Origin of the sequence: Rhizobium sp. WW22 (assembly GCF_047041135.1) — a bacterium.
In the GTDB taxonomy this organism is placed as follows: Bacteria; Pseudomonadota; Alphaproteobacteria; order Rhizobiales; family Rhizobiaceae; genus Rhizobium.
In genome coordinates this window covers 1,961,340-1,982,307 of record NZ_CP178198.1, presented here as the reverse complement: position 1 = coordinate 1,982,307, position 20,968 = coordinate 1,961,340, and the positions used below count along the sequence as shown (strand labels likewise).

Annotated in this window: 22 protein-coding genes and 1 pseudogene; 6 read left to right on the top strand and 17 right to left on the bottom strand. The window is 58.3% G+C overall.

Going from position 1 to position 20,968, the window contains the following annotated elements; translation table 11 throughout:
* Positions 1 to 4: 4 nt before the first annotated feature.
* The 5 genes from ACK83U_RS09820 to ACK83U_RS09800 form a co-directional block, all read right to left on the bottom strand.
* Entirely contained in the window at positions 5 to 1,387 is a 1,383-nt protein-coding gene (locus tag ACK83U_RS09820; RefSeq protein WP_112399072.1) for an ATP-binding protein, read from the bottom strand.
* A gap of 22 nt (positions 1,388 to 1,409) precedes the next feature.
* The gene (locus ACK83U_RS09815) at positions 1,410 to 2,111 is read right to left on the bottom strand and encodes a response regulator (RefSeq protein ID WP_015340597.1); all 702 of its coding nucleotides are present in this window, start codon (positions 2,109 to 2,111) and stop codon (positions 1,410 to 1,412) included.
* Positions 2,112 to 2,187: 76 nt separating this feature from the next.
* Positions 2,188 to 2,658, bottom strand: coding sequence for a MarR family winged helix-turn-helix transcriptional regulator (locus ACK83U_RS09810; protein WP_181476084.1), 471 nt, complete (start codon positions 2,656 to 2,658; stop codon positions 2,188 to 2,190).
* Positions 2,659 to 3,119: 461 nt separating this feature from the next.
* Positions 3,120 to 3,383, bottom strand: coding sequence for a hypothetical protein (locus ACK83U_RS09805; RefSeq protein WP_112604947.1), 264 nt, complete (start codon positions 3,381 to 3,383; stop codon positions 3,120 to 3,122).
* A 245-nt stretch (positions 3,384 to 3,628) separates the two neighbouring features.
* Positions 3,629 to 4,267 (bottom strand): DUF1236 domain-containing protein, encoded by a 639-nt coding sequence (locus tag ACK83U_RS09800; protein WP_112604949.1) that lies wholly within the window; start codon positions 4,265 to 4,267, stop codon positions 3,629 to 3,631.
* A 248-nt stretch (positions 4,268 to 4,515) separates the two neighbouring features.
* Here ACK83U_RS09800 and ACK83U_RS09795 point away from each other — a divergent pair, with 248 nt between their 5' ends.
* Positions 4,516 to 5,160: an MBL fold metallo-hydrolase gene (locus ACK83U_RS09795; RefSeq protein WP_112604952.1), complete on the top strand. Its 645-nt coding sequence runs from the start codon at positions 4,516 to 4,518 to the stop codon at positions 5,158 to 5,160.
* Positions 5,161 to 5,202: 42 nt separating this feature from the next.
* Here ACK83U_RS09795 and ACK83U_RS09790 read toward each other — a convergent pair whose 3' ends face one another.
* The 5 genes from ACK83U_RS09790 to ACK83U_RS09770 form a co-directional block, all read right to left on the bottom strand.
* Entirely contained in the window at positions 5,203 to 5,721 is a 519-nt protein-coding gene (locus tag ACK83U_RS09790) for a nucleoside kinase (RefSeq protein WP_112604955.1), read from the bottom strand.
* A gap of 51 nt (positions 5,722 to 5,772) precedes the next feature.
* A complete protein-coding gene (locus tag ACK83U_RS09785) occupies positions 5,773 to 6,210 on the bottom strand; it encodes a BA14K family protein (protein WP_112604957.1) in 438 nt (145 codons plus the stop codon).
* A 148-nt stretch (positions 6,211 to 6,358) separates the two neighbouring features.
* Positions 6,359 to 6,574 (bottom strand): cold-shock protein, encoded by a 216-nt coding sequence (locus ACK83U_RS09780; RefSeq protein ID WP_004116423.1) that lies wholly within the window; start codon positions 6,572 to 6,574, stop codon positions 6,359 to 6,361.
* 498 nt (positions 6,575 to 7,072) lie between these two features.
* Positions 7,073 to 7,963 carry a DMT family transporter gene (locus ACK83U_RS09775; protein ID WP_112411610.1) on the bottom strand — a complete coding sequence of 297 codons (891 nt, stop codon included), beginning with the start codon at positions 7,961 to 7,963 and terminating at the stop codon, positions 7,073 to 7,075.
* A gap of 100 nt (positions 7,964 to 8,063) precedes the next feature.
* A complete protein-coding gene (locus ACK83U_RS09770) occupies positions 8,064 to 9,224 on the bottom strand; it encodes a PQQ-dependent sugar dehydrogenase (RefSeq protein WP_112604960.1) in 1,161 nt (386 codons plus the stop codon).
* Positions 9,225 to 9,741: 517 nt separating this feature from the next.
* Here ACK83U_RS09770 and ACK83U_RS09765 point away from each other — a divergent pair.
* Complete coding sequence (locus ACK83U_RS09765; RefSeq protein WP_112604963.1) at positions 9,742 to 10,944, top strand: pyridoxal phosphate-dependent aminotransferase; 1,203 nt, start codon at positions 9,742 to 9,744, stop codon at positions 10,942 to 10,944.
* A 142-nt stretch (positions 10,945 to 11,086) separates the two neighbouring features.
* On the opposite strand, the gene ACK83U_RS09760 is transcribed toward ACK83U_RS09765, so the two are convergent.
* The gene (locus ACK83U_RS09760) at positions 11,087 to 12,148 is read right to left on the bottom strand and encodes a calcium:proton antiporter (protein ID WP_112604966.1); all 1,062 of its coding nucleotides are present in this window, start codon (positions 12,146 to 12,148) and stop codon (positions 11,087 to 11,089) included.
* Between the two features lie 269 nt (positions 12,149 to 12,417).
* Between ACK83U_RS09760 and ACK83U_RS09755 the strand changes: the two genes are divergently transcribed.
* Entirely contained in the window at positions 12,418 to 12,699 is a 282-nt protein-coding gene (locus ACK83U_RS09755; RefSeq protein WP_015340586.1) for a DUF2188 domain-containing protein, read from the top strand.
* Here the strand turns inward: ACK83U_RS09755 and ACK83U_RS09750 are convergent.
* Complete coding sequence (locus tag ACK83U_RS09750; protein WP_412474845.1) at positions 12,696 to 13,217, bottom strand: GrpB family protein; 522 nt, start codon at positions 13,215 to 13,217, stop codon at positions 12,696 to 12,698. The genes ACK83U_RS09755 and ACK83U_RS09750 overlap by 4 nt on opposite strands.
* Positions 13,214 to 14,128, bottom strand: a complete 915-nt coding sequence (locus tag ACK83U_RS09745; RefSeq protein ID WP_112604972.1) for a LysR family transcriptional regulator — start codon at positions 14,126 to 14,128, stop codon at positions 13,214 to 13,216. Before ACK83U_RS09745 ends, ACK83U_RS09750 begins: the two co-directional genes overlap by 4 nt.
* Positions 14,129 to 14,220: 92 nt before the next feature.
* On the opposite strand from ACK83U_RS09745, the gene ACK83U_RS09740 reads away from it, so the two are divergent.
* Entirely contained in the window at positions 14,221 to 15,198 is a 978-nt protein-coding gene (locus ACK83U_RS09740; RefSeq protein WP_412474583.1) for an SDR family oxidoreductase, read from the top strand.
* A gap of 101 nt (positions 15,199 to 15,299) precedes the next feature.
* Here the strand turns inward: ACK83U_RS09740 and ACK83U_RS09735 are convergent, their stop codons facing one another.
* The 4 genes and pseudogenes from ACK83U_RS09735 to trxB all read right to left on the bottom strand — a co-directional run bounded on the left by ACK83U_RS09735 (position 15,300) and on the right by trxB (position 19,311).
* Positions 15,300 to 16,412: an alkene reductase gene (locus ACK83U_RS09735; RefSeq protein ID WP_112604978.1), complete on the bottom strand. Its 1,113-nt coding sequence runs from the start codon at positions 16,410 to 16,412 to the stop codon at positions 15,300 to 15,302.
* Between the two features lie 149 nt (positions 16,413 to 16,561).
* Positions 16,562 to 16,854: pseudogene (locus ACK83U_RS09730) on the bottom strand (ArsR/SmtB family transcription factor).
* Between the two features lie 562 nt (positions 16,855 to 17,416).
* Positions 17,417 to 18,313 (bottom strand): LysR family transcriptional regulator VtlR, encoded by an 897-nt coding sequence (locus ACK83U_RS09725; RefSeq protein WP_015340580.1) that lies wholly within the window; start codon positions 18,311 to 18,313, stop codon positions 17,417 to 17,419.
* 23 nt (positions 18,314 to 18,336) lie between these two features.
* Positions 18,337 to 19,311, bottom strand: coding sequence for a thioredoxin-disulfide reductase (trxB, locus tag ACK83U_RS09720; protein ID WP_112334343.1), 975 nt, complete (start codon positions 19,309 to 19,311; stop codon positions 18,337 to 18,339).
* Positions 19,312 to 19,547: 236 nt separating this feature from the next.
* Between trxB and ACK83U_RS09715 the strand changes: the two genes are divergently transcribed.
* Together ACK83U_RS09715 and ACK83U_RS09710 are read left to right on the top strand one after the other, a co-directional pair.
* Entirely contained in the window at positions 19,548 to 20,015 is a 468-nt protein-coding gene (locus tag ACK83U_RS09715) for an Lrp/AsnC family transcriptional regulator (RefSeq protein WP_015340578.1), read from the top strand.
* 4 nt (positions 20,016 to 20,019) lie between these two features.
* Entirely contained in the window at positions 20,020 to 20,928 is a 909-nt protein-coding gene (locus ACK83U_RS09710; RefSeq protein WP_112604981.1) for a glycosyl transferase, read from the top strand.
* Positions 20,929 to 20,968 lie beyond the last annotated feature (40 nt).

Sequence of the window (20,968 nt, the reverse complement as noted above, 5' to 3'; positions counted from 1 at the left end):
CCCCTCAGGCAGGAATGCGGATGGTGGCGCGCAAGCCCCCGAGCGGGCTGTCGCCAAGCGTGACGTTGCCGCCATGGCTGCGGGCGATGTCGCGCGCGATGGCAAGGCCGAGACCTGTGCCCGATTTGTCGAGATTGCGGGCTGAATCCAGCCGGAAGAACGGTTTGAAGACGTCGTCTCGCGCGGCGACGGGAATGCCGGGGCCGTCATCATCGAAAATGATCGTCAGCCATTTGGCGCTGTGCCTGGCTTCGACGCGGAGGCTGTTGGCATAGCGTCGTGCATTGGTGGCGAGGTTCGTCACCAGACGGTTGAATGCATTCGGCCGGACGGAGATTTCGTCATCCCCTTCAATGGAGAAGCTCATGGACTTGTCGTGCAGCGTGAAGTCCTGCCGGATCTTTTCGAGGATATCGCTGAGCTTGAATTGCCCGACATCTTCTTCGGCTTCGCCGCGCGCGAAGGCCATGTAGCCCTCGAGCATGCTTTGCATGTCCTCCACGTCTTCGCTTAGGCCGACAAGATCCGGATTTTCGCCCACAAGGGCGAGCTGCAGCTTGAAGCGGGTGAGAACGGTGCGTAGGTCGTGACTGACGCCGGAAAGCATCGCCGTGCGCTGCTCGATCTGCCGTTCGATGCGCTCGCGCATCAGGATGAAGGCAAGGCCCGCGCGGCGTATTTCGTCGGCACCGCGGGGAGAGTAGTTTTCCAGGCGCTGGCCCTTGCCGAAGCTTTCCGCCGCCTGAGCCAGCGCCAGGATCGGGCGGATCTGGCCGCGCAGGAACAGAACGGCGATGCCGATCAGCACCAGCGAGGTGCCGACCATCCATAGAATGAAGATATGGGTGTTCGAGGCATAGGTCTGGCTGCGCTTGGCGAAGACGCGCAGCACCTTGTCCGGCAGTTTGATGCGGATTTCGACCAGACTGGAGTTGCCGACGGTATCGATCCAGAAGGGTAGATTGATCTGTTCCTTTATCTCGTCGCTCAAAATGCCATCGAGGATCGAGAAGAAGGGCTTTTCGCGCGGCGGCGGCAATTCGCCCCCGGGTTCGATCGATATGCTGAGGTCGAGCTTTTGCCGTGCCATCTGCGTTATGGCGGAATAGTCGGCATCCTGCGGATAGGTCTGGATGATGGTGATGATGGCGGCGATGTCGCGCGTGGTCGCCATCGACAGCCGCTGCGTCACCATCTGCCAGTGGCGCTCCATGAAGACGACGGTAACAACCGCCTGCAGAATGATCATCGGCAGGATGAAGATCAGCAATGAGCGGGCGTAGAGGCCGGTCGGCAGGATATAGCGACGCATCCAGCGCGAAAGCCACCGCAATCCGTTGGATGGCGTGTGATCCTGGTCGCGTCTGATGGAATCGAATGTCACCATAATCTGGTCCCGCGGGCCGATCTCAATCTATGCTCAGGCGATAGCCGATACCACGCACCGTCTGCAGCCAGATAGGGTTGGCGGGGTCATCTTCAATCTTGCGACGCAGCCGGTTGATCTGCACGTCGATCGTCCGCTCTCCCACTTCGGCGTCACTGCCGATGAGTTCATGGCGCGGGATCGTCTCGCCGGCGCGCTTGGCAAAGAGCAGCATGATTTCCTGCTCGCGATCGGTAAGCCGGATGAGTTCCGCGGCCTTCTTGAGCTCCTTGCGGGTGAGCGAAAAGGTGTACGGCCCGAACATGACCAGTTCGATTTTCGGGGAATCGGCGGGCGCATTGCGCCGCAGGATATTGTTGATGCGCAGCACCAGCTCACGCGGGTCGAAGGGTTTCGGCAGATAGTCATCCGCGCCGGCCTCAAGGCCGGCTATGCGGGAATCGGCTTCGGCCAGCGCCGTCAGCATGATGATCGGAATGTTCTTGATGGCCCGCAGGCTCGACGTCAGCGCAATGCCGGATTCGCCGGGCATCATCACGTCCATGATGATGAGATCGAAATCGAGCCCTTCCAGCTTGCGGCGCGCTTCGGCGCCATCGGCGGCAGCCGTGACGCGGAAGCCCTTCTCCATAAGGTAGCGGTTGAGGAGGGCGCGGATACGGGTATCGTCATCCACTACCAGAAGATGTGCTGCATCATCCGAAATTGCTGCTTTTGTCGTCATTCGATCAATCTCGATCCTGTCCTACCCGTCGGTTTCGTTGACGCATTCCATTCCGGCCCCGCAGACTGGAGTGCTGTCATTTTACGGTCTGCATTCCTCTCAGGAAACGCTTCACGCTTTCGCGCGTCGCTTCGGACGCGCCTTCGAATGCCCTTTCAATGCGGCGCGATTGGGGCTCGGCCAAAGCCAGCGCCAAGTCTCTGCCGGCTTGCGTCGGGTACAGCTTGCGCTGCCGCCGGTCCTCCGGACCTGCGACCTGGCGAATATAACCCGAATCGATCAATTGTTTGAGAACCCGCGCCAGACTCTGTTTTGTGATCTGCAATGTTTCCAGAAGGTCTGCAACCGTCATGCCGGGTTCGCGGTTAACGAAATGGACGACGCGATGATGAGCCCGGCCGAAGCCGCTCTTGAGCAGAATCTGGTCCGGATCGGAAACGAAATCGCGGTAGGCGAAGAAAAGCAGCTCGATGATCTCGAAATCGATGCTTCCCGCGTTCTGCAACGGCGTGGCCAGCAGCTCCGTCTTTGCCGCATTCTGGCTCATCTGTCGTGGCACCGTGGCATTTCCTTTCCTATTATGGAGCATTCGGGAAATTTCCGCAAAAATACGTCAGGCCTGTTGACGCATTTTTACGTTGACGCCCGGCTTCGCACAATGCCATGTTGCTCGAATGGCGCTGCTTCATGAGGAAATTAAGCGCGGTCCCAACGAAAACTCTAACATATCCTGTATTTTCGCTCACTGCCACCGGTGTTGAGACTCGGCGATTGGCCGCATGGCGAATCGGCAGATCGTCTTGGGCAAGTGGAGACGAGAGACAGACGCCTCGGGCTGGAAAGCCGATTCATATCCGACCGTCGAAGACGGCGAAAACCCTGGGGACGTCATATTTTTCCGCTCCGCCCGGCTAGAAGCACGGCGGAGGCAGCTGTGGCCAAGCAGAATTACGCATTGATCCGCACAAGCCGGGTCATTGCCAAGCCCGGCCTGCACGCTCCGATTATTTACGCCTTGCGGCCGAGAACGGCACCGACGATCGCGGAGAGTACGCCGCCGGCAACCAGCGAGGATATGCCCTGCGCGATAAGGCCGGTCAGGGCCTCGCTGCCGATCAGGTTCAGGATCAGGCCGCCTCCAAGGCCGCCGACGGCCCCGGCGATCGTTCTCGCAACAAGATTGATCCCGTCCTGCTTCAAAACGGCGCTCGCGGCGTTGCCACCGATCGCACCGGCAATCAATTGCGTAATGATAGGCGCTAGACTTTCCATGACTGCCCTTCTCCCATAATTCCGGAGACGCTTCCGGATGCCCTCTCGCCGCAAACAGGTTCGATGCCAGGCAGCGGCGATAATCCCTGCTGATATTAGAATTACATCATGCATGGATCGCTGGAAATAGAAGGGCAACTCAAACGGGAGAATTCCGCAATAATTTCAGGGGAAATCCGCGGTTTGGACATGCGGCTGTCTGGCCGCATGTCAATTTCGCCATTTTTGCGGTCCCGTGAGGCGAATCAGCGGTAGACGTAGACGATCCTGCGCGTGCCGGGATCGACCAGAACCGGCTGATGGTTCACCTCGACATAGCTGTATTGATAATCCGGAATGCGGTGCACCTCCACGCTTTGCGGGACGGTGGCGCCCACGACCAGATCACCATTCAACCGAACCGTATCGACCGGGTTGTCATCAATATAGGTCCGGACTTCCTCAGGCGGGGTGACGGCGACCACATCGGTGCCGTTCTCATCGACCGGACCCAGTAACTGATCGTTCGAACTTGGCTGAACGCGCCGGACGCTGCCGGTCTGGACTGGGTCTGTCTGTTCATAGGTGATGGTGGGAATGCCCAGGTCATCCCGGTGGTCCTGGACGACGACCGAGGCGCCATTCTGTTCCACGCTTAGATATTGCGCATAGACCCAGCCCCGCATGCCGTTGACATCGACCCGGCACCAGCGGCTGCCTTCGACGCAGCCATCCAGAGTGGCTTCGGACCCTCGTGTGGCGATGCCGACTGTTGGGAATTCCGCGCCTGGACCGGAACGAACTTCGATATCGGTGGCGGTCGTTGCGGCCATCTCGGCCTCGGCGAGGCCCGCACTGCCGAGAAGGACAAAGCTGGCCAGCAACAGATTTCTTTTCAAGGACATTGGTTTTCTCCTTCTGTCTTGAAAGACTTCTCTTCAACGCTTCGGATGCTTCGGTGTTCCGATTGGCCAGGTGAGAGCAATGTGACAATCAATCGAAAATCAGAATAACCATATGGAATAACTTGCCCTTCTGGAATTTCACGAGGATGGTCTTCGTTACCCGCGCCACTTTGCAGCCTACAGGGGCTGTTTTACCTGGAGTTTGCCGCTATACCGGCGACAAGACGATCAAACAGACGAGGCGCTCCATGGGCATGCTCCAGGCCGGCATCATTCCGGTGACCCCTTTCGAACAGAACTGCACCATCCTGTTCGATCCGGAGACGAAGGAGGGCGTGGTGGTCGATCCGGGCGGTGATGTCGATATCATCCTACAGACGGTGCGCGAGAACGGCATTACTCTGAAGGCCATCTGGCTGACACACGGCCATATCGATCATGCCGGCGGTGCCGACGAGGTGCGCGAAGCGCTCGGCATCGAGGTGATCGGTCCCCATGAAGATGACCGCTTCCTGCTCGAGGATATCCAAGCCAAGGGCAAGATGTTCAACATCAGCGGCGTGCGCAACGTCACGCCGGACCGCTTTCTGAAGGAGGGGGACAAGGTCTCCTTCGGTGAGCATGAGTTCGAGGTTTTCCACTGCCCCGGCCATGCACCGGGTCACGTCATCTATGTCAACCGGAAGCAGGGTTTCGCCCATCTCGGCGACGTGCTGTTCAACGGCTCGATCGGCAGAACGGATCTGCCCGGCGGCAATCACCAGCAGCTTTTGGAATCGATCCGCGACAAGGTCTTTCCGCTGGGCGATGAGGTAGGTTTCATCTGCGGCCATGGACCTGGAAGCCGCATCGGCGACGAGCGCCGCACCAATCCCTTTCTGCGCGGATTATGAGGAACGCTCCGCTCGCTTGCTAGCGGCCATCCGGCCGCTTTGCTAACATTTCGAGAGAATATCATCGACAACGCTGACGAGCGGCGCGGTGGCGTCAATGGTCACCGCGTTCTTCGGAACATCCTCCTGCGTCGCATGCAATCGCATGATGACATCTCGCTCGGCAGGCCTGCCGCCAAATTCGTCTTCCGGCCTGCTGGCAAGGCGGTGCCTCAGCGTGTCCAGATCGACATTCAGAACGAAGACTTTATCGAACAGATCGATAAAGCGATCGAAATTCCGTGAGCCGCCGCAGAAGAAGGAGATCGGGTGGCTTCGATCGGCGGCCAGGGATTTGACCTTGCCGACATCCCAAAGATGATGTCTGTGCCCGAAGGCCACATCCGCAATGTGCTTCCGAAGGGCATAAGCATCCAGCGGTTCACCCGTCTCCGGATCGCCCTTATAGGCCAACTCCCGGTCACCATGGATCACATGATACCCGCGCCGCTGCAGTTCGGCGGCGACAGCGGTCTTGCCGGTTCCTGAAACACCTTCGATCAAATAGTTCTTGATGCCCATTTGAAAGCGGTGCCTTGGTTCCTGCATTCTCATGCGGAGGCACGGTCGAAATCAATCGGCCGTGCAGAAATGGCGCATGCCGTCATAGCCGGCATAGGTGCCGGAGCGGCTGTCGAAGCTTCTATAACGGTCGTAGCAATAACGCATCCACGCCGGCGACCAGGGACGTAGGCCATATGCCGGCGGCGGCGCGTAATAACTGACGTCACGCTCGACATAAACACGGCGCGGCGGTGGACGATAATAATAGGCCGGAGGAGGCGCATCGTAGTCCGGATCGACATAGGCCGGGGCCGGCTCGGCGTAGCGCGGCTGGCTGGCAATGGCGGAGCCGACGATCAAGCCGGTTGCAAGCCCCGCAGCGCCGAGCGCCCAACCATCGCGGTTGTGATGACGCCAATATTCATCGGCGGAAGCAGCGCTCATGGAAGTGGCTGTCAACGCCGCGGCGACGGCAGACATGACGAGCGTTTTGCCGAGTATGGTCATTGGCCTGTCCTCTAACGGAGGCGGGATAAAAATCAGTCCCGCTCTTTCATGGAAGGCAAATTATATGGGGCAAACTGAATGCAGACTGAATGACAAAACCCGGCATTGCTGCCGGGCCTCAACTCGAATTTGATAACCGTAGGGTGTCTCAGCCAGCAATCTGCAGATTGACGGCCTTCGGTCCCTTGCCGCGGCGATCCGGTTCCGTGTCGAAGCTTACCTTCTGGTTTTCCGACAATCCTGCCAAACCAGAAGCCTGAACTGCAGAAATGTGTACAAAGATGTCTGCGCCACCCTTGTCCGGTTTGATGAAACCGAAGCCCTTATCGGTATTGAAAAACTTTACAGTGCCAGTCTCGGCCATGCCTCAGGTCCTTTTCTCTCTGCCCACCATCCACACGGGCAGCATTACTTCAGTTGCCCTTGCGGGCGCTTGCAGGCAGTTCTCGAAATTTGAAGGAAAAGGTCCCCGTAACTCGGCATGGACGTGATGCGATGTTTGCCACCCCGCTTCTCGACCAAGCTGACCGGAATATTAGCGTTTCCGGCTCGCAATTCTATTAGGACTTCCCATGCTCTAAAAATGCCCGAACACTGTTGAGAGTGCTGTGTTTAGGGGAAATTGGCAAGCAAAAGTTTTTTAACGTGGCACAACGAGCACAATACCGTAACGCGAATATGTTATGGCGATTCGCAAATTTTCCCACTTTGAAACAGGTTTCTAAGGGTTTTGCATCGTCCACGATATAGTTTTGACAAAATTTCTCCAAATCCGTTGGTGTGAACGGTCGTTTTCGATCGTTCGAAAAATTTTGCCAAACCATAGAGGCACGCGACCGAAAGCCCGCATTTCCGGCGTTTTTTACGCTGCAGCGTCGCGCCGGCGTGTCAGTTCTGGGACCAATTCTACAGCGAGCATCGCCGCAAACATTAAGGCGCAGCCGGCATAGCCAAGCGGGCGGATGGTCTCGCCGAGCAGCAAGGCGCCGAGTGAAGCTCCGAACAGTGCTTCCGAAGACAGGAAGATCGCGGCCTGGGGTGCGGTCGTATAACGCTGGCCGATGATCTGCAGCGCAAAAGCCAGGCCGGAGGAAAAGATGCCGACGTACAGGATCTCGCCGAGTGCGGCACTTATATCGGCAATGCTGATTGGTTCGATGACGGCGGCAACCGCGAGAGCGAGAACGGCGGTGACGGCAAATTGCGTGGCCGAAATACCGAGCGGCCGACCGGTTTCGTTGACGGCGGAGCCGGCGAGCGTGATTTGGGCTGCCCAGAAGAGGGCGCAGATCACAGTCAGGAAATCGCCAACGGTAAGGCGCGAGAAGGAGCCCCCCGAGAGCAGGTAGATGCCGCAAAGCGCCATCAAGGCTGCAGGCCAGATGACCCAATGCGGCGAGCGTCGCAGGAAGATAACGGCGATCAGCGGCACGAAGACCACGTAAAGGCCGGTTATGAAACTCGAGTTCGTGACGGTCGTCGTCAGCAGGCCGAGTTGCTGCGTTGCCGCTCCGCCGAAAAGAGCAAGGCCGATCAGCAAAAAGGAGAGCCAGTTGCGAGGCGTCAGGGGCTTCGCAGCCTTCCTGTTTTCCATCCACACGAAGGGCAGGACGACCAGGGTGGCGACAGCGAATCTGAGACCGATGAACCAGAAGGGGCCGATCGCCTTCATCGCTGTCGATTGCGCAACGAAACCGCCACCCCAGATCGCGGCGGCAAGCAACAACAACAAATTCGCCTGTATGCGAGACATCTGCATCCTGCGGAAAGGGGAGGAAAGAACGAGGCCGACCGTTAGCAGCTGCTTTTGTTTGCGGCAAGGCAGAAAGGCGCAAGAAGCGGAATGCTTCCCACTAGCTTGCAGCCCTCGAAATCCTCAGGAGCGCACCATCGCTTTCGTCCGTCGTTATCAGCAAGGCACCATCGGGCGCGACTATTACATCGCGCATGCGGCCGAATTTTCCCTCAAATATGCGTTCCTGTTCGATGATCTTGCCTTTGCCGTCCTGGCTTAGCCGTGAGAGCAGCTCGAACTTCAGCGCCGTGACGAGAAAATCGCCATTCCACTCGGGAAACATCTTGCCGCGATAGACGGCAATGGCGCCGGGCGCGATCGAAGGATCCCAATAGAAGCGGGGCTGCTCCATGCCGGCGTTTGCGGTTCCGATGCCGATCTTGGTGCCGTTATAATTGACGCCGTAGGAGATGACTGGCCAGCCGTAATTCTTGCCGGCTTCGGGCGTGTTGATCTCATCGCCGCCCCTGGCGCCATGTTCTGCCGTATAGAGCCTGTTTGTCTGGCTGTCGAAAGTGATGCCCTGCGGATTGCGATGGCCCTTCGACCAGATTTCGGGCAGGGCACGCCTGCCGTTCTTGAAGGGATTATCGGCGGGGATACTGCCGTCCGCGCCGATATGGATGATGGAGCCGGCGTCGTCGTGAAAGTCCTGAGCTCGGTCTTGCTGGCCTCGATCGCCGAGGCTGACGAAGAGGCTGCCGTCGCGGGCAATTGCGATGCGCGAACCATACTGGATATTGCCGCGCGACAGCTTGTTCATCAGGAAGATGCGCTTCACATCGGTCAGCCGAGTTTCGTCCGGCGATAGTCCGGCGCGGAATACGGCTGTGCCGCTTCCGCCGTCGCCTGCCACGGAGGCCGTCAAATAGAGGGTGCGGTTGCTGGCGAAGTTCGGATCAAGGGTTATATCGAGGAGGCCGCCCTGGCCATGCGCGTAAACTTCGGGCACGCCTGATATAGGGCCTGAGACCTTGCCGTCGCGGATAAGGCGAATGCGGCCGGGCCGCTCGGTCACGAGATAGGCGCCATCCGGCAGCACTTCGACGGCCCAGGGGTGATCAAGCTCCGTCGCGACCGTTTCAACTTTGACATCAACCTTTTGCGTCTTGAAAGTCTGCACCGGTTCGGCAAGCACCGATGTTACCGTGAGCAGAGCGCCGGCCATCAAGGCGATGGAGAAACCCGTTCTGCCTAATCCCGTTCTGGTGCCGCGCATCTTTTCGACCTCCCCATAGGCTCGCTTTTGGAAGGTGGGACCGTTCGGTTGCCATTCAAGGCGGATCGCGGAACCGATAACGTCTTTGTGTTCTTGACTTCGGCGAAAGGACGTTTTTTGGATCTGCCGATCTCGTCTGCAGCCGAAAGCATTTCCCACGCAAGAGCCATTCGACCGAGGGCGCGAGAAGCCGATGTTGAAGAAGTGTCTGATCCATATAGGAAATTCCCACCGTCTTCAGAGTTTGATTCAGGTGCTTCGCGTGATGATTCAAGTTGAGAGGGGTTGGAGGTGCCGGGCTACGGCCGATCTAACCTTGGCGAAAGGGGCGCGCGGTCTCTTGGGCAGGCTTCTAGCCGGATAAAAAAAGCTAGCGCGCACGGCGCGGAAAGCCATGAAATAAAGCCACTGTGACGCCTTTGTGCTTGAAACGTCGGTCCATATTCGACATAGAGCTTAGCGCAGAAATCTGGTCCACAGGCTTTCTGCCATTTTCAACCGAATAGGACCGATCACCATGGCCTTTCTTGCCGACGCTCTTTCCCGTGTAAAGCCTTCTGCCACCATCGCCGTTTCCCAGAAAGCGCGCGAGCTGAAAGCAAAAGGACGCGACGTGATCGGCCTCGGCGCCGGTGAGCCCGATTTCGATACGCCCGATAATATCAAGACGGCGGCCATCGACGCGATCAACCGCGGCGAGACGAAGTACACGCCGGTCTCCGGCATTCCGGAACTGCGCAAGGCGATCGCCGCCAAGTTCAAGCGCGAGAACAATCTCGATTATACGTGGGAGCAGACGATCGTCGGCACCGGCGGCAAGCAGATCCTGTTCAACGCCTTCATGGCGACGCTGAACCCGGGCGATGAAGTCATCATCCCGACGCCTTACTGGGTTTCCTACCCGGAAATGGTGGCGCTGTGCGGCGGCACGCCGGTTTTCGTCGCAACCACGCAGGCCAACAACTTCAAGCTGCAGCCGGCCGACCTCGAAAAGGCGATCACGCCGAAGACCAAGTGGTTCATGTTCAACTCGCCGTCCAACCCGTCGGGCGCTGCCTATTCGCATGCCGAGCTGAAGGCGCTGACGGACGTGCTGGTCAAGCATCCGCATGTCTGGATCCTGACCGACGACATGTACGAGCACCTGACCTATGGCGAGTTCAAGTTCGCCACCCCGGTCGAAGTCGAGCCGAGCCTCTACGACCGCACGCTGACGATGAACGGTGTCTCGAAGGCTTATGCCATGACCGGCTGGCGTATCGGCTATGCCGCCGGCCCGCTGCAGCTCATCAAGGCCATGGACATGATCCAGGGCCAGCAGACCTCGGGCGCAACCTCGATCGCGCAGTGGGCTGCCGTCGAGGCGCTGAACGGTCCGCAGGACTTCATTCCGCGCAACAAGAAGATCTTCGAAGGTCGCCGCGATCTCGTCGTCTCGATGCTGAACCAGGCGAAGGGCATTTCCTGCCCGGTTCCGGAAGGCGCCTTCTACGTCTATCCGTCCTGCGCCGGCCTGATCGGCAAGACGGCTCCGACCGGCAAGGTCATCGAGACGGACGAGGATTTCGTCTCCGAGCTGCTGGAATCGGAAGGCGTTGCCGTCGTCCACGGTTCGGCTTTCGGCCTCGGCCCGAACTTCCGCATCTCCTATGCGACCTCGGAAGAACTGCTCGAAGAAGCTTGCCGTCGCATCCAGCGCTTCTGCGGCGCCTGCAAGTAAGCGGCTAGCGATAGCTTACATGGAAAGCCCGCCAGAGATGGCGGGCTTTTTCGTATTCAGGCTGACGGTTTCGGCTTCATCAAATGATTTAAGCACTTTGCATTTTGAATCCGCCAATCGGCGCAAGTCCTTGAAATCGGAATCAAAGACCGAGCGCCGTCAGCATGATGAAGGTGGCGAAGAGAATGAAATGGGTCATGCCCTCGATGGCGTTGGTTTCGCCGTCATTGAGGTTGATGGCGGCGACGATCAGCGTGATCATCACCATAACGGTCTGCACCGGCGACATGGCCATCATGAAGGGCTGGCCGGTATAGAGCGCGATCGCCTCCATAACCGGTACGGTCAGGATGACGGTCGAGAGTGAGGCGCCGAGGGCGATGTTGACAGTCGCCTGCATGCGGTTTCTAAGAGCTGCCCGCAGAGCGGTCAGAATTTCCGGCGCTGCCGAGATGGCGGCAACAACTATCGCGGCGATGGCGGGCGGAGCGCCGGTGCCCTTGAGGCCGGTATCCATGAAGGCCGACATGAATTCGGCGAGCGTACCGATCAGGACGACGCCGATCAGGATTGTCACGATCGAAGTCGCCGTGGAGTCCTCTTCATGATGTTCTTCAGCCTCTGTAGATGCGAGCTTCTTTTCCGCGCGCGGATAGCTATAGCTGAAGAAATAGCTGTGCCGGCCGACCTGCATGCGCAGGAACAGCGCATAGAGGGCGATCATCGCAACGATGGTGAAGGCGGAATAATAATGCCATCTCGCATCCGGGATGAATTCCGGCACGATCATCGAAATGCCCATGGCAGTCAGGATCATCACCCCGTAGGTCCGGCTGGAATCGTCATTATAGGGCTGTTCACCATGCTTCAACCCGCCGAGAAGGGCGGCGAGGCCGAGGATGCCGTTGATATCGAGCATGACGGCGGCGTAGATCGTGTCGCGCACCAGCGTCGGCGAACTCTCGCCGCTCATCATGATGGCAAGGATGATAACTTCGACGGCAACGGCGGAAAGGGTGAGGATCATCGTGCCGTAGGGATCGCCGACCTTGACGGCGAGCGTCTCGGCATGATGGGCGACGCGCATGGAGGCCAGCACAATGGTTGCGATCAATGCCGCGGCTGCGATCATTGATGCGCCCTGGCCCATTTCCAGAATGGAATGCTCGCCGACATAGGCGCCAACGGCAACTATCAATGCCACCAGCAGGTTTCTTTCCTGCTTAAACCACTTTGCTATGAGCACTTTCCCACCTCTGCGCCGATTCACGGTTGCACTCTAAAGCAAGGAGTTCGCACATCAAGCTTGCGGGTAGAGGGCGAAATTTGCAGTTAACGCGGTTTAATGGAATACTGCGCGGATAGGTCTGCCCAACCACAACGCCGCGGCATCCTCGAACCCGTCCCTGATGCACGCGATTCTGCCGGCAACATCCGGTTCGAAGGTCTTGGCAGATGAGAAGGAGGGTCTGAATGGTCAAGGTCGTTTACGAAATCGTGCCGCATGACGGTGGGTGGGCTTATCGCTTCCGTGATGTTTATTCGGAAGCGTTTCCAACACATTCCGAGGCGGTGGAGGCCGCCAGGATCGTGGCGGCGGAACAGCAGATCGGGGGAGACTCAGCCGAAATCAGCTGGCAGGACGAGAGCGGCAAGTGGCATGAGGAATATGCCGACGGCGGTGACCGACCGGAAACGGAAGTCATCGATGGCCAGGTGCATTTCCCGCCGATCGATACTGCTCCTGGCGCTTAGCCTTTCGGCTTCTTTAACGCCTTTTCTATAATCGTGTCGACGAAGCGACGCTTTTCGGCGGTGTAGTGATCGCCATCATGGCGACGGAGTTCGGCCAGCTCCACTTTCAGCGCGGTATAGGCTGCTGCTTCTGCCGGGTGGATCCGAAGATAATCGCGAAAGATCAAACGTCGTTCGTGTGTTCGATTGTCCGGTGGGCAGAGATAAATTCGTTCCGGCGGCCTGCCGTCGCGCCGCATGAATGCCCAGACATCGTCGTCATAGCGATTGCCACGTGCTTCGTAATTCTCCCTTAGAAGAATCTGGGTCGCCGGCGGTACATCGGCTGAGCTGCGCAGGATGATGTCGATATCGATGAGCGGTTTTGCGACAATCCCGGGAATTGACGTACTGCCGATGTGCTCGATCGCCATGACATAGGGCGCCAGCAATCGCTGAAGCTTATTACGGATGCGCTCGAAATCCTCTGGCCAGCGCCGATCGTATGGGACCAGTTCCACTGCTGTTGCCATGGTCAGGATCCATTATCCACGCTGTTTTCCTTGATATAATCAAGCAACCCCATCACCAGCGCATCGAACGTCACGCGGCAGCGTGGCGATGTCTTCAGGTTTTCGTGCATGACGATCCAGGTGTCGATCTCGACCTTGATCTCCGGCAACAGCTGCACGAGGGCCGGATCGCGGCTTGCCAGGGGGATTTGAAGGAAGCCGATGCCGATGCCGGCGCGCACGGCGTTATGCAGAGCAATGCTGTGATCGGAACGAAAGCTGAAGGAAATGCCTTCGAGCACAGGATAACGCTTGGTCATCATGCGGATATAGGCAGTCTGGCGATCGAAGCCTATGAGCTTGTGCCGGCCCAGTTCCCCGACGGTTTCGGGCTTGCCGTACCGCTCGATATAGCTGCGATGGGCGAAGAGGCCGAGAGAGATGATGCCGATGTGCCGAGCGAGCAATGCTTCTTGCGCGGGCGCGACCATGCGCACGGCGATATCGGCCTCGCGCTGCAGCAGATCCTCCACCGTATCGGAGGCTGAAAGCTCCACGATCAGATCGGGATAGCTTGCCTGCAACTTGGCGAGGATCGGCGGCAGCACTTCCGTGCCGATGACCTCGCTTGCGCTGATGCGCACCGTGCCGCTGACCTTATCCTTCGAGCCGGAGGCCGCGCGCAGCAGAGCCGCGGCTGTGCTGGCCAAAGTCTCGGCATAGGGTTTCAGAACCATAGCGGCATCGGTGGGCAGCAGCCCCTGTTGCGAACGCGTGAACAGTTCTGCGCCGACCGATTGCTCCAATGCAAGGATATGACGGCCGACCGTCGGCTGTGTCAGACCGAGCTCGCGCGCCGCAGCCGACAGCGAGCCGTGCTCCAGCACGGCGAGAAAGGTACGATAGAAATCCCAGCTTGGCTCAGCGACTCTAGTCATACATTTATGTATAGCATCTGCAAACTTTTCGGCAATTTCGTTTATCACCGATACCAAGCATAGTCAGCCCATCGAAACCGATGGAGATGACAATGAGCAACAACAAGGAAAGCACGAAGACAGCCCTGGTACTCGGCGCGACTGGCGGCATTGGCGGTGCTGTCGCGCAAGGGCTTGCCCTTCGCGGCTGGCGCATCCGAGCGCTGAACCGCAATGCGGCCGAGGCGGCTCGCCGCCAGCCGGATTTCGACTGGTTCCAGGGCGATGCCATGCAGGCGGATGATGTTCTGAAGGCGGCACAAGGTGCGGATGTCATCGTGCATGCGGTCAACCCGCCCGGCTATCGCAATTGGGGCAAGGTCGTCCTGCCGATGCTCGACAATACCATTGCCGCCGCCAAGGCGGTCGGTGCACGGATCGTGCTGCCAGGTACGGTCTATAATTTCGGTCCCGATGTTTTCCCGATCGTCACGGAAGACAGCGCGCAGCGGCCGAAGACCCGCAAGGGCGCCATCCGTGTGCAGATGGAGCGGCGTCTGAGGGCAGCGGCAGAGCAGGGCGATAGCCCTGTCATCATCGTTCGCGCCGGCGATTTCTTCGGGGGCGCGCGCGCCAACAGCTGGTTTTCTCAAGCCATGGTGACGCCGGGTAAACCGATCACTTCGATGACCTATCCGGGCAAACGCGGCGTCGGCCATCAATGGGCCTATCTGCCCGATGTTGCCGAAACCATGATCCGGCTGATCGAGAAGGGCGACGAGCTGCCGGCCTTCGCCGTCTATCATATGCGCGGTCATTGGGATGGAGACGGCAGACAGATGATCGAAGCCGTACAGCGCGTGGTTGGACACAAGGTGAAGGTGAAATCGTTTCCCTGGTGGATAGTACCGCTAGCCTCTCCCTTCGTGACATTCATGCGAGAACTGCGCGAGATGAGCTATCTCTGGGATGTGCCGCTGGAGATGCGGAACGACAGGCTGGTGGCTGTGCTTGGCGAGGAACCGCATACGCCGATCGATGAGGCGGTGAGGGCAAGCCTTGTATCGATCGGTTGCCTGCAAGCTGTGTGAATGGCTCGTTTCACTCGCTTCTGAAGCCGATATGGAGAGCCCCCGCAACATGGGTTGCGAGGGCTCTTTGTCGAAAGCGCACTCTGGCTGAGAAGCCCCAATTAGGCTGCTTCTTCGAGCGTCGGATAGTCGGCGTAACCCTTGGCGCCGCCGCCATAGAGCGTTGCCTGGTCCCATTGGGCGAGCGGCGCATTTTCCTTCAGGCGACGGACAAGATCCGGATTCGAAATGAACGGCTTGCCGAAGGCAACGACATCAGCCTTGCCGCTCTCGACAGCTTCGATCGCCATTTCGCGGGTATAGGCATTGTTGAGCATCCAGCCGGCCGTGCCGCTTGCAGCCTTATAGGCCGCGTGCAGCCCGTCGTAGTCGAAGGGCAGGAAGTCGCGCTTGCCGCCGGTCTGGCCTTCGACGACATGGATATAAGCAAGGCCGTATTTTGCCAGGCCTTCGACGACCTGGGTGAAGAGCTGCTGGGGAGCCGGGTCGCTGGCATCGCCAGAGGGCGTGACGGGAGAAATACGGATTGCCGTGCGGCCAGCGCCCACTTCCTTGGTGACCGCATCGACCACTTCGAACAGGAAGCGGGTACGGTTCTCGATCGAGCCGCCATACTGGTCGGTGCGATCGTTGATATCGCCGCGCAGGAACTGGTCGATCAGGTAGCCGTTGGCGCCGTGGATTTCGACGCCGTCGAAACCGGCATCGATGGCGGCGCGGGCGGCCTTGCGATAATCTTCAACGATGCCCGGAATTTCCGAGGTTTCCAGGGCGCGTGGTTCGGAAACATCGGCAAAACTGCCGGTGCCGTCGCTATTGACGAGATAGGTCTTGGAGTTTTCAGCGCGCCTGGAGGTCGAGGAGACCGGCTTGCCGCCGTTCGGCTGCAGGGTTGTGTGGGAGATACGACCGACATGCCACATCTGGACAACGATCTTGCCGCCATTGGCGTGCACGGCTTCCGTCACTTTCTTCCAGCCGTCCAGCGCTTCCTTGCTGTAAAGGCCGGGAACATTGGCATAGCCTTGACCTTGATGGGTGATTGCCGTTGCCTCGGTGATGATCAGGCCCGCGGTCGCGCGCTGGGCATAATATTTGACGTTCAGATCGTTCGGCACAGCATTCGGCGAGCGATTGCGTGTCAGGGGCGCCATGACGATGCGGTTGGCGATGGAGATATCACCAAGCTTCGTCGGTTCGAACAGTTTGGTCATGGGTAGTCCTTTCTTTTGGGGGAGGGAGAAATCAGGAAGAGGCGACCGCCAAGGCCGGGAACCTATGTGTTAAGGTAGTCGCTTCTTGGGGAAGATCGCGGCGGTTGCGAAGGACGTGAGCACGGGTGCAGGGAGAGCAACCCACATTTTCAGAGTTCCTTCTCCATGGCCGCGAGGAATTCGGCGATTGTTTCCTCGTTGCGCTTGTAGAAAATCCACTGGCCGAGGCGCCGGGTCGTCACCAGGCCGGCACGGTGAAGCGTGCCGAGGTGGGCCGAGACGGTGGATTGCGAGAGACCGCACCGCTCAAATTGGCTGGCGCAGACACCAAGCTCCAGCGGATGTTCCTGCGTCGAAAATGGGCTTCCGGATCTTTCAAGTGGTTGAGGATTTCGAGCCGGGCCGGATTGGCCAACGCCTTCAATATCTCGTTTTTGTCCATGGTGCTTACCAGCAATATCGAATAATTACGATTTATGTATCGATGATTTTCGATATATCAAGGGTGACGCCGAATATTATTTTCGGCAAGGCTGCCGACACGCGTGCTTAGAAATTGGGCAAAAAAAGAGGGCCACCGGTATGAACCAGGGCCCTTATAGGTGTGAAGGTCAAAACCTCCAGAGGGGAACAGCCAATGCGGTGGAACTGGGAGGAAAAGCCACCGTGTGCATCAGCTGTGTGCGTTATGATGTTAATTTGTGCAGTGCGCAATGCTTTTTTGTGCATGGCAGTTATGCGTTTGGCGTGTCTGGGACAAAAGAGCAAAAAAAAGGGCCTCCGGAGTAAACCAGGGCCCTATAGGTATGAAGGTTAAAAACCTCCAGAGGGGAACAGCCAATGCGGTGGAACTGGGAGGAAAAGCCACCGTGTGCATCAGCTATGTGCGATATGGTAGTTAAATGTGCAGGCTTCAACTCTCATTTGTGCATATCAGCTATGCATCATATGCGCGGCTCGTATGCTAGTCCTAAAAAGAGTTGGTTATCAGTGACTTACCTTCGTCAGAAATTCCAGTTGCGCGCTTTCGCGACGATAAAATCACGGAAAACCTTGAGCTTGGCCGCATTCTTCATTTCGTCCGGATAGCAGAAATAGGTGTCGAAGGACGGCACGTCTGCATTGATCGCGAGTTGAATAAGGCCTGGGTCGCGGCCGACGATATAATCGGGCAGTACTGCGATGCCAATGCCAAGCAGGCAGGCGCGCTTGATTGATGTCTGGCTGTTGATCTGCAGATGCGGAGCGCGCTTGTTGTCGGATGAGCGGCCGGCAATCTCGAGCCAATTGACATCCAGCAGGTAGTTCGGTGCCGGTTCGCCGAAGCTGATGATGCGATGCTCGTCCAGATCCTCGACCGACTGCGGCTCGCCGTAGCGGTTGATATAGGAGGGGGCGGCATAGACGTGCATATGCACGGTAAAGAGCTTGCGCTGGATCAGATCCGATTGCTGCGGCTGGCGCAGACGGATGGCGCAATCGGCGTGACGCATGTTCACGTCCAGCTCCTCATTGTCGAGAATGAGCTGGATCGACATGTCAGGATAAAGCTGCAGGAATTCCTGGATCTTGTCGGTGAGCCAGCCTTGGCCGAGGCCAACGGTCGTAGTCACCCGCAGTTTGCCGCTTGGCTTGTCGGTCGTCTCGGTCAATTGCATCTTGACCGTTTCGAGCTTCAGCAAAACGTCGTGAGCGGTGCGATAAAGCAGCTCGCCCTGTTCCGTCAGGATGAGGCCGCGCGCATGGCGGTGGAAGAGTTTTATGCCGACATCCTGCTCGAGAGCGCTGACCTGGCGGCTGATGGCGGATTGGGACAAATGCAACTTGTCTGCCGCATGCGTGAACGAACCCGCTTCGGCAGCCGCGTGAAAGATACGCAGCTTGTCCCAATCCAATGGCATGCCGTTTCCCCTCATCGGCTGCATCACTCCGCAGCCACGGCGACGGGCATGTGCCCAGTCAGATAGCGTTCCGCTTCAAGCGCGGCCATGCAGCCCATTCCTGCTGCCGTGATCGCCTGCCGGAACGTATCGTCGGTCACATCACCGGCCGCATAGATGCCTTCGACGTTGGTCGCGGTCGAATCCGGTGCGGTCCAGAGATAACCATTGTCCTTGAGCTTCAATTTGCCCTTGAAGAGCTCGGTCGCCGGCGCATGGCCGATGGCAACGAAGACGCCGTCGATCGGCATCTCCGTGATGGCGCCAGTGCGCGTATCGCGCAGGCGCGCGCCCGTGACGGATGGCGGCATCGGCGGCTTGGCCGGCGTCCCGGTGATCTCCGCGACCTCAGTGTTCCAGAGAATCCTAACGTTTTCCTTGGCGAACAGGCGTTCCTGCAGGATCTTTTCCGAACGGAAAGTATCGCGGCGATGCACCACCGTCACCGATTTGGCGATGTTGGAGAGATAGAGTGCTTCCTCGACAGCGCTGTTGCCGCCGCCAACCACGATCACATCCTTGTTGCGATAGAAGAAGCCGTCACAGGTGGCGCAGGCGGAGACGCCGAAGCCCTGGAAATGCTGTTCGCTCTCGATACCCAGCCATTTCGCCTTGGCGCCGGTGGCAATGATGAGAGTGTCGGCGGTCCAGACCTGGCCGCTGTCGGTATGGGCAACGAAAGGACGCTTGCTGGTATCGACTTCGGTCACGAGGTCGTTGACGATCTCGGCGCCTACATGCTGGGCCTGCTGCAGCATCTGCTCCATCAGCCACGGACCCTGGATCGGATCGGCAAAACCCGGATAATTCTCGACATCGGTCGTGATCATCAGCTGGCCGCCCTGTTCGAGACCGGCGATCAGAACGGGCTGCAGCATCGCGCGCGCGGCATAAACCGCTGCGGTGTAACCGGCTGGGCCGGAACCGATGATGAGCACCTTCGTGTGGCGGGCAGGCATAGTCAGTCCTTTCAATTCGGCGATTGCGAAGCCGCGGCTTCAAGCGCGCAAAACAGGCGGTTTCGCGATCCGCGCTTCATTTATGATTGCCTTATGCATTTATTCAAGGGCAGCCTTGCATTACACACAGAGCAAATCTGCTTTGTGTTAGAATCAACTACGCGGGAGAAACTTTCTTGCGTATTTTCCAGCCTTATATAGAAGCTGGCGAGGGGGAATTAAAGAAAGGCAAAAAAGTGCTTCGCGCTGAGCTCGATGCTATCGATATCAAGATTCTGCGGGAACTCCAGCGGGACGGACGCATGACCAACGTCGAGCTCGCGGACAGGGTCGGCATTTCGGCGCCGCCATGCCTGCGCCGCGTGCGCAAATTGGAAGAGGCTGGCGTCATCGAAGGCTATCACGCCATGCTGAACAGCCCGAAACTGGGCTTCGATCTCGTGGCTTTCTGCATGGTCGGCCTCAAGCATCAGTCGGAAGCGAATCTCAAGGCTTTTGCCAGCGCAACCTCGGCTTGGCCGCTGGTTCGACAGGCTTGGATGGTGTCCGGCGACAGTGATTTCCTGCTGCATTGCGTTGCGGAAAATCTCACCCGTTTCCAGGATTTCGTCATCGAAGTCCTGACGGCGAATGAACATGTCGATACCGTGCGCACCATGCTGACCATCCGACAGGTCAAGAAACTCGGCTTGGTGGAGCTCTAGGCGAATGGCGGATCGCCCCTGGCATCGGTCGCTGATCAAAACCGGCGTGCGCCTCTTTCTGGGCGGCTCGCGGGCTCATGTGCAGGACTGGTTTCCGGGGCTCAGTATCGTCCGCAGCCAGAATGTTAGCGAGGTGCTTTACCGCGGCGTCAAGGTCGCGAGCCTTGCGGGCATGGACCGCCTGCGCGAACGCTGCGGCGATGCGGTCTACATCGTCGGATCAGGGCCATCGATTCGCGATAGCGATCTGAGCGGCCTGGAATTCCGCAGCGCCATTCTTTTGAATGGTGCGATCGGCCTGTCAGGCGACACAATCTCCGAGCCTTTGGCAATTGCAGTCGAGGATGAGCGTTTTGTCTGGCGGCATCTCGATATGCTGCGCGAGAAGGTGGCTCCCGGTTCGCTTTGCCTGTTTTCCGTGGCGGTGCTGCGTGCACTCTGCGAGATCGACAAAAGCTGGCTGGCGGACAAGACGATCATCCTGATCGACGATATCCGCAAGCCCTATGGCGCGCGCCGCCGCTCCCTCGACGATCTCAAAAAACTGCAATATGTGCGATTGGATGCTGAGGGTTCGGCAGGTTTTTCGCTTTCGCCTGATCGCGGAGTTTTTCTGGGCGGATCCGTTGCCGTCTCGGCCCTGCAATTTGCTCTTTACTGCGCGAAGCATCAGGTCGGCTTTCTGGGGATCGATATCTCCAATGCCGGCGAGCCCCGCTTTTATGAGACCGCCGGCGATACCGCTTTTTCCGGTATTGCACGCGCTGAAGCCCGCATCATCGAGCATCTCGTACTTGCACGGCAAATCGCTGCCGAGCGCGGCGTCTCTTTCGTCAACTATTCCCGTGTTTCGGCGTTGCTCAAATATGATTTTGGTTACGACGACAGGTTTGCGTTGAAGCCGCAGGCGTGATCTTTGCCGGAACCGGCGAGCCTGCTTTGAAATTAGGGTC

Coding starts and splice junctions, on each gene's coding strand:
- ACK83U_RS09815 (WP_015340597.1), bottom strand. CDS start 2,111: ATGACGACAAAAGCAGCAATTTCGGATGATGCAGCACATCTTCTGGTA.
- ACK83U_RS09745 (WP_112604972.1), bottom strand. CDS start 14,128: ATGACTAGAGTCGCTGAGCCAAGCTGGGATTTCTATCGTACCTTTCTC.
- ACK83U_RS09770 (WP_112604960.1), bottom strand. CDS start 9,224: ATGCGCGGCACCAGAACGGGATTAGGCAGAACGGGTTTCTCCATCGCC.
- trxB (WP_112334343.1), bottom strand. CDS start 19,311: ATGCCTGCCCGCCACACGAAGGTGCTCATCATCGGTTCCGGCCCAGCC.
- ACK83U_RS09780 (WP_004116423.1), bottom strand. CDS start 6,574: ATGGCCGAGACTGGCACTGTAAAGTTTTTCAATACCGATAAGGGCTTC.
- ACK83U_RS09785 (WP_112604957.1), bottom strand. CDS start 6,210: ATGACCATACTCGGCAAAACGCTCGTCATGTCTGCCGTCGCCGCGGCG.
- ACK83U_RS09775 (WP_112411610.1), bottom strand. CDS start 7,963: ATGTCTCGCATACAGGCGAATTTGTTGTTGTTGCTTGCCGCCGCGATC.
- ACK83U_RS09725 (WP_015340580.1), bottom strand. CDS start 18,313: ATGCCATTGGATTGGGACAAGCTGCGTATCTTTCACGCGGCTGCCGAA.
- ACK83U_RS09810 (WP_181476084.1), bottom strand. CDS start 2,658: ATGAGCCAGAATGCGGCAAAGACGGAGCTGCTGGCCACGCCGTTGCAG.
- ACK83U_RS09790 (WP_112604955.1), bottom strand. CDS start 5,721: ATGGGCATCAAGAACTATTTGATCGAAGGTGTTTCAGGAACCGGCAAG.
- ACK83U_RS09710 (WP_112604981.1), top strand. CDS start 20,020: ATGGCGGATCGCCCCTGGCATCGGTCGCTGATCAAAACCGGCGTGCGC.
- ACK83U_RS09795 (WP_112604952.1), top strand. CDS start 4,516: ATGGGCATGCTCCAGGCCGGCATCATTCCGGTGACCCCTTTCGAACAG.
- ACK83U_RS09735 (WP_112604978.1), bottom strand. CDS start 16,412: ATGACCAAACTGTTCGAACCGACGAAGCTTGGTGATATCTCCATCGCC.
- ACK83U_RS09820 (WP_112399072.1), bottom strand. CDS start 1,387: ATGGTGACATTCGATTCCATCAGACGCGACCAGGATCACACGCCATCC.
- ACK83U_RS09800 (WP_112604949.1), bottom strand. CDS start 4,267: ATGTCCTTGAAAAGAAATCTGTTGCTGGCCAGCTTTGTCCTTCTCGGC.
- ACK83U_RS09740 (WP_412474583.1), top strand. CDS start 14,221: ATGAGCAACAACAAGGAAAGCACGAAGACAGCCCTGGTACTCGGCGCG.
- ACK83U_RS09765 (WP_112604963.1), top strand. CDS start 9,742: ATGGCCTTTCTTGCCGACGCTCTTTCCCGTGTAAAGCCTTCTGCCACC.
- ACK83U_RS09755 (WP_015340586.1), top strand. CDS start 12,418: ATGGTCAAGGTCGTTTACGAAATCGTGCCGCATGACGGTGGGTGGGCT.
- ACK83U_RS09805 (WP_112604947.1), bottom strand. CDS start 3,383: ATGGAAAGTCTAGCGCCTATCATTACGCAATTGATTGCCGGTGCGATC.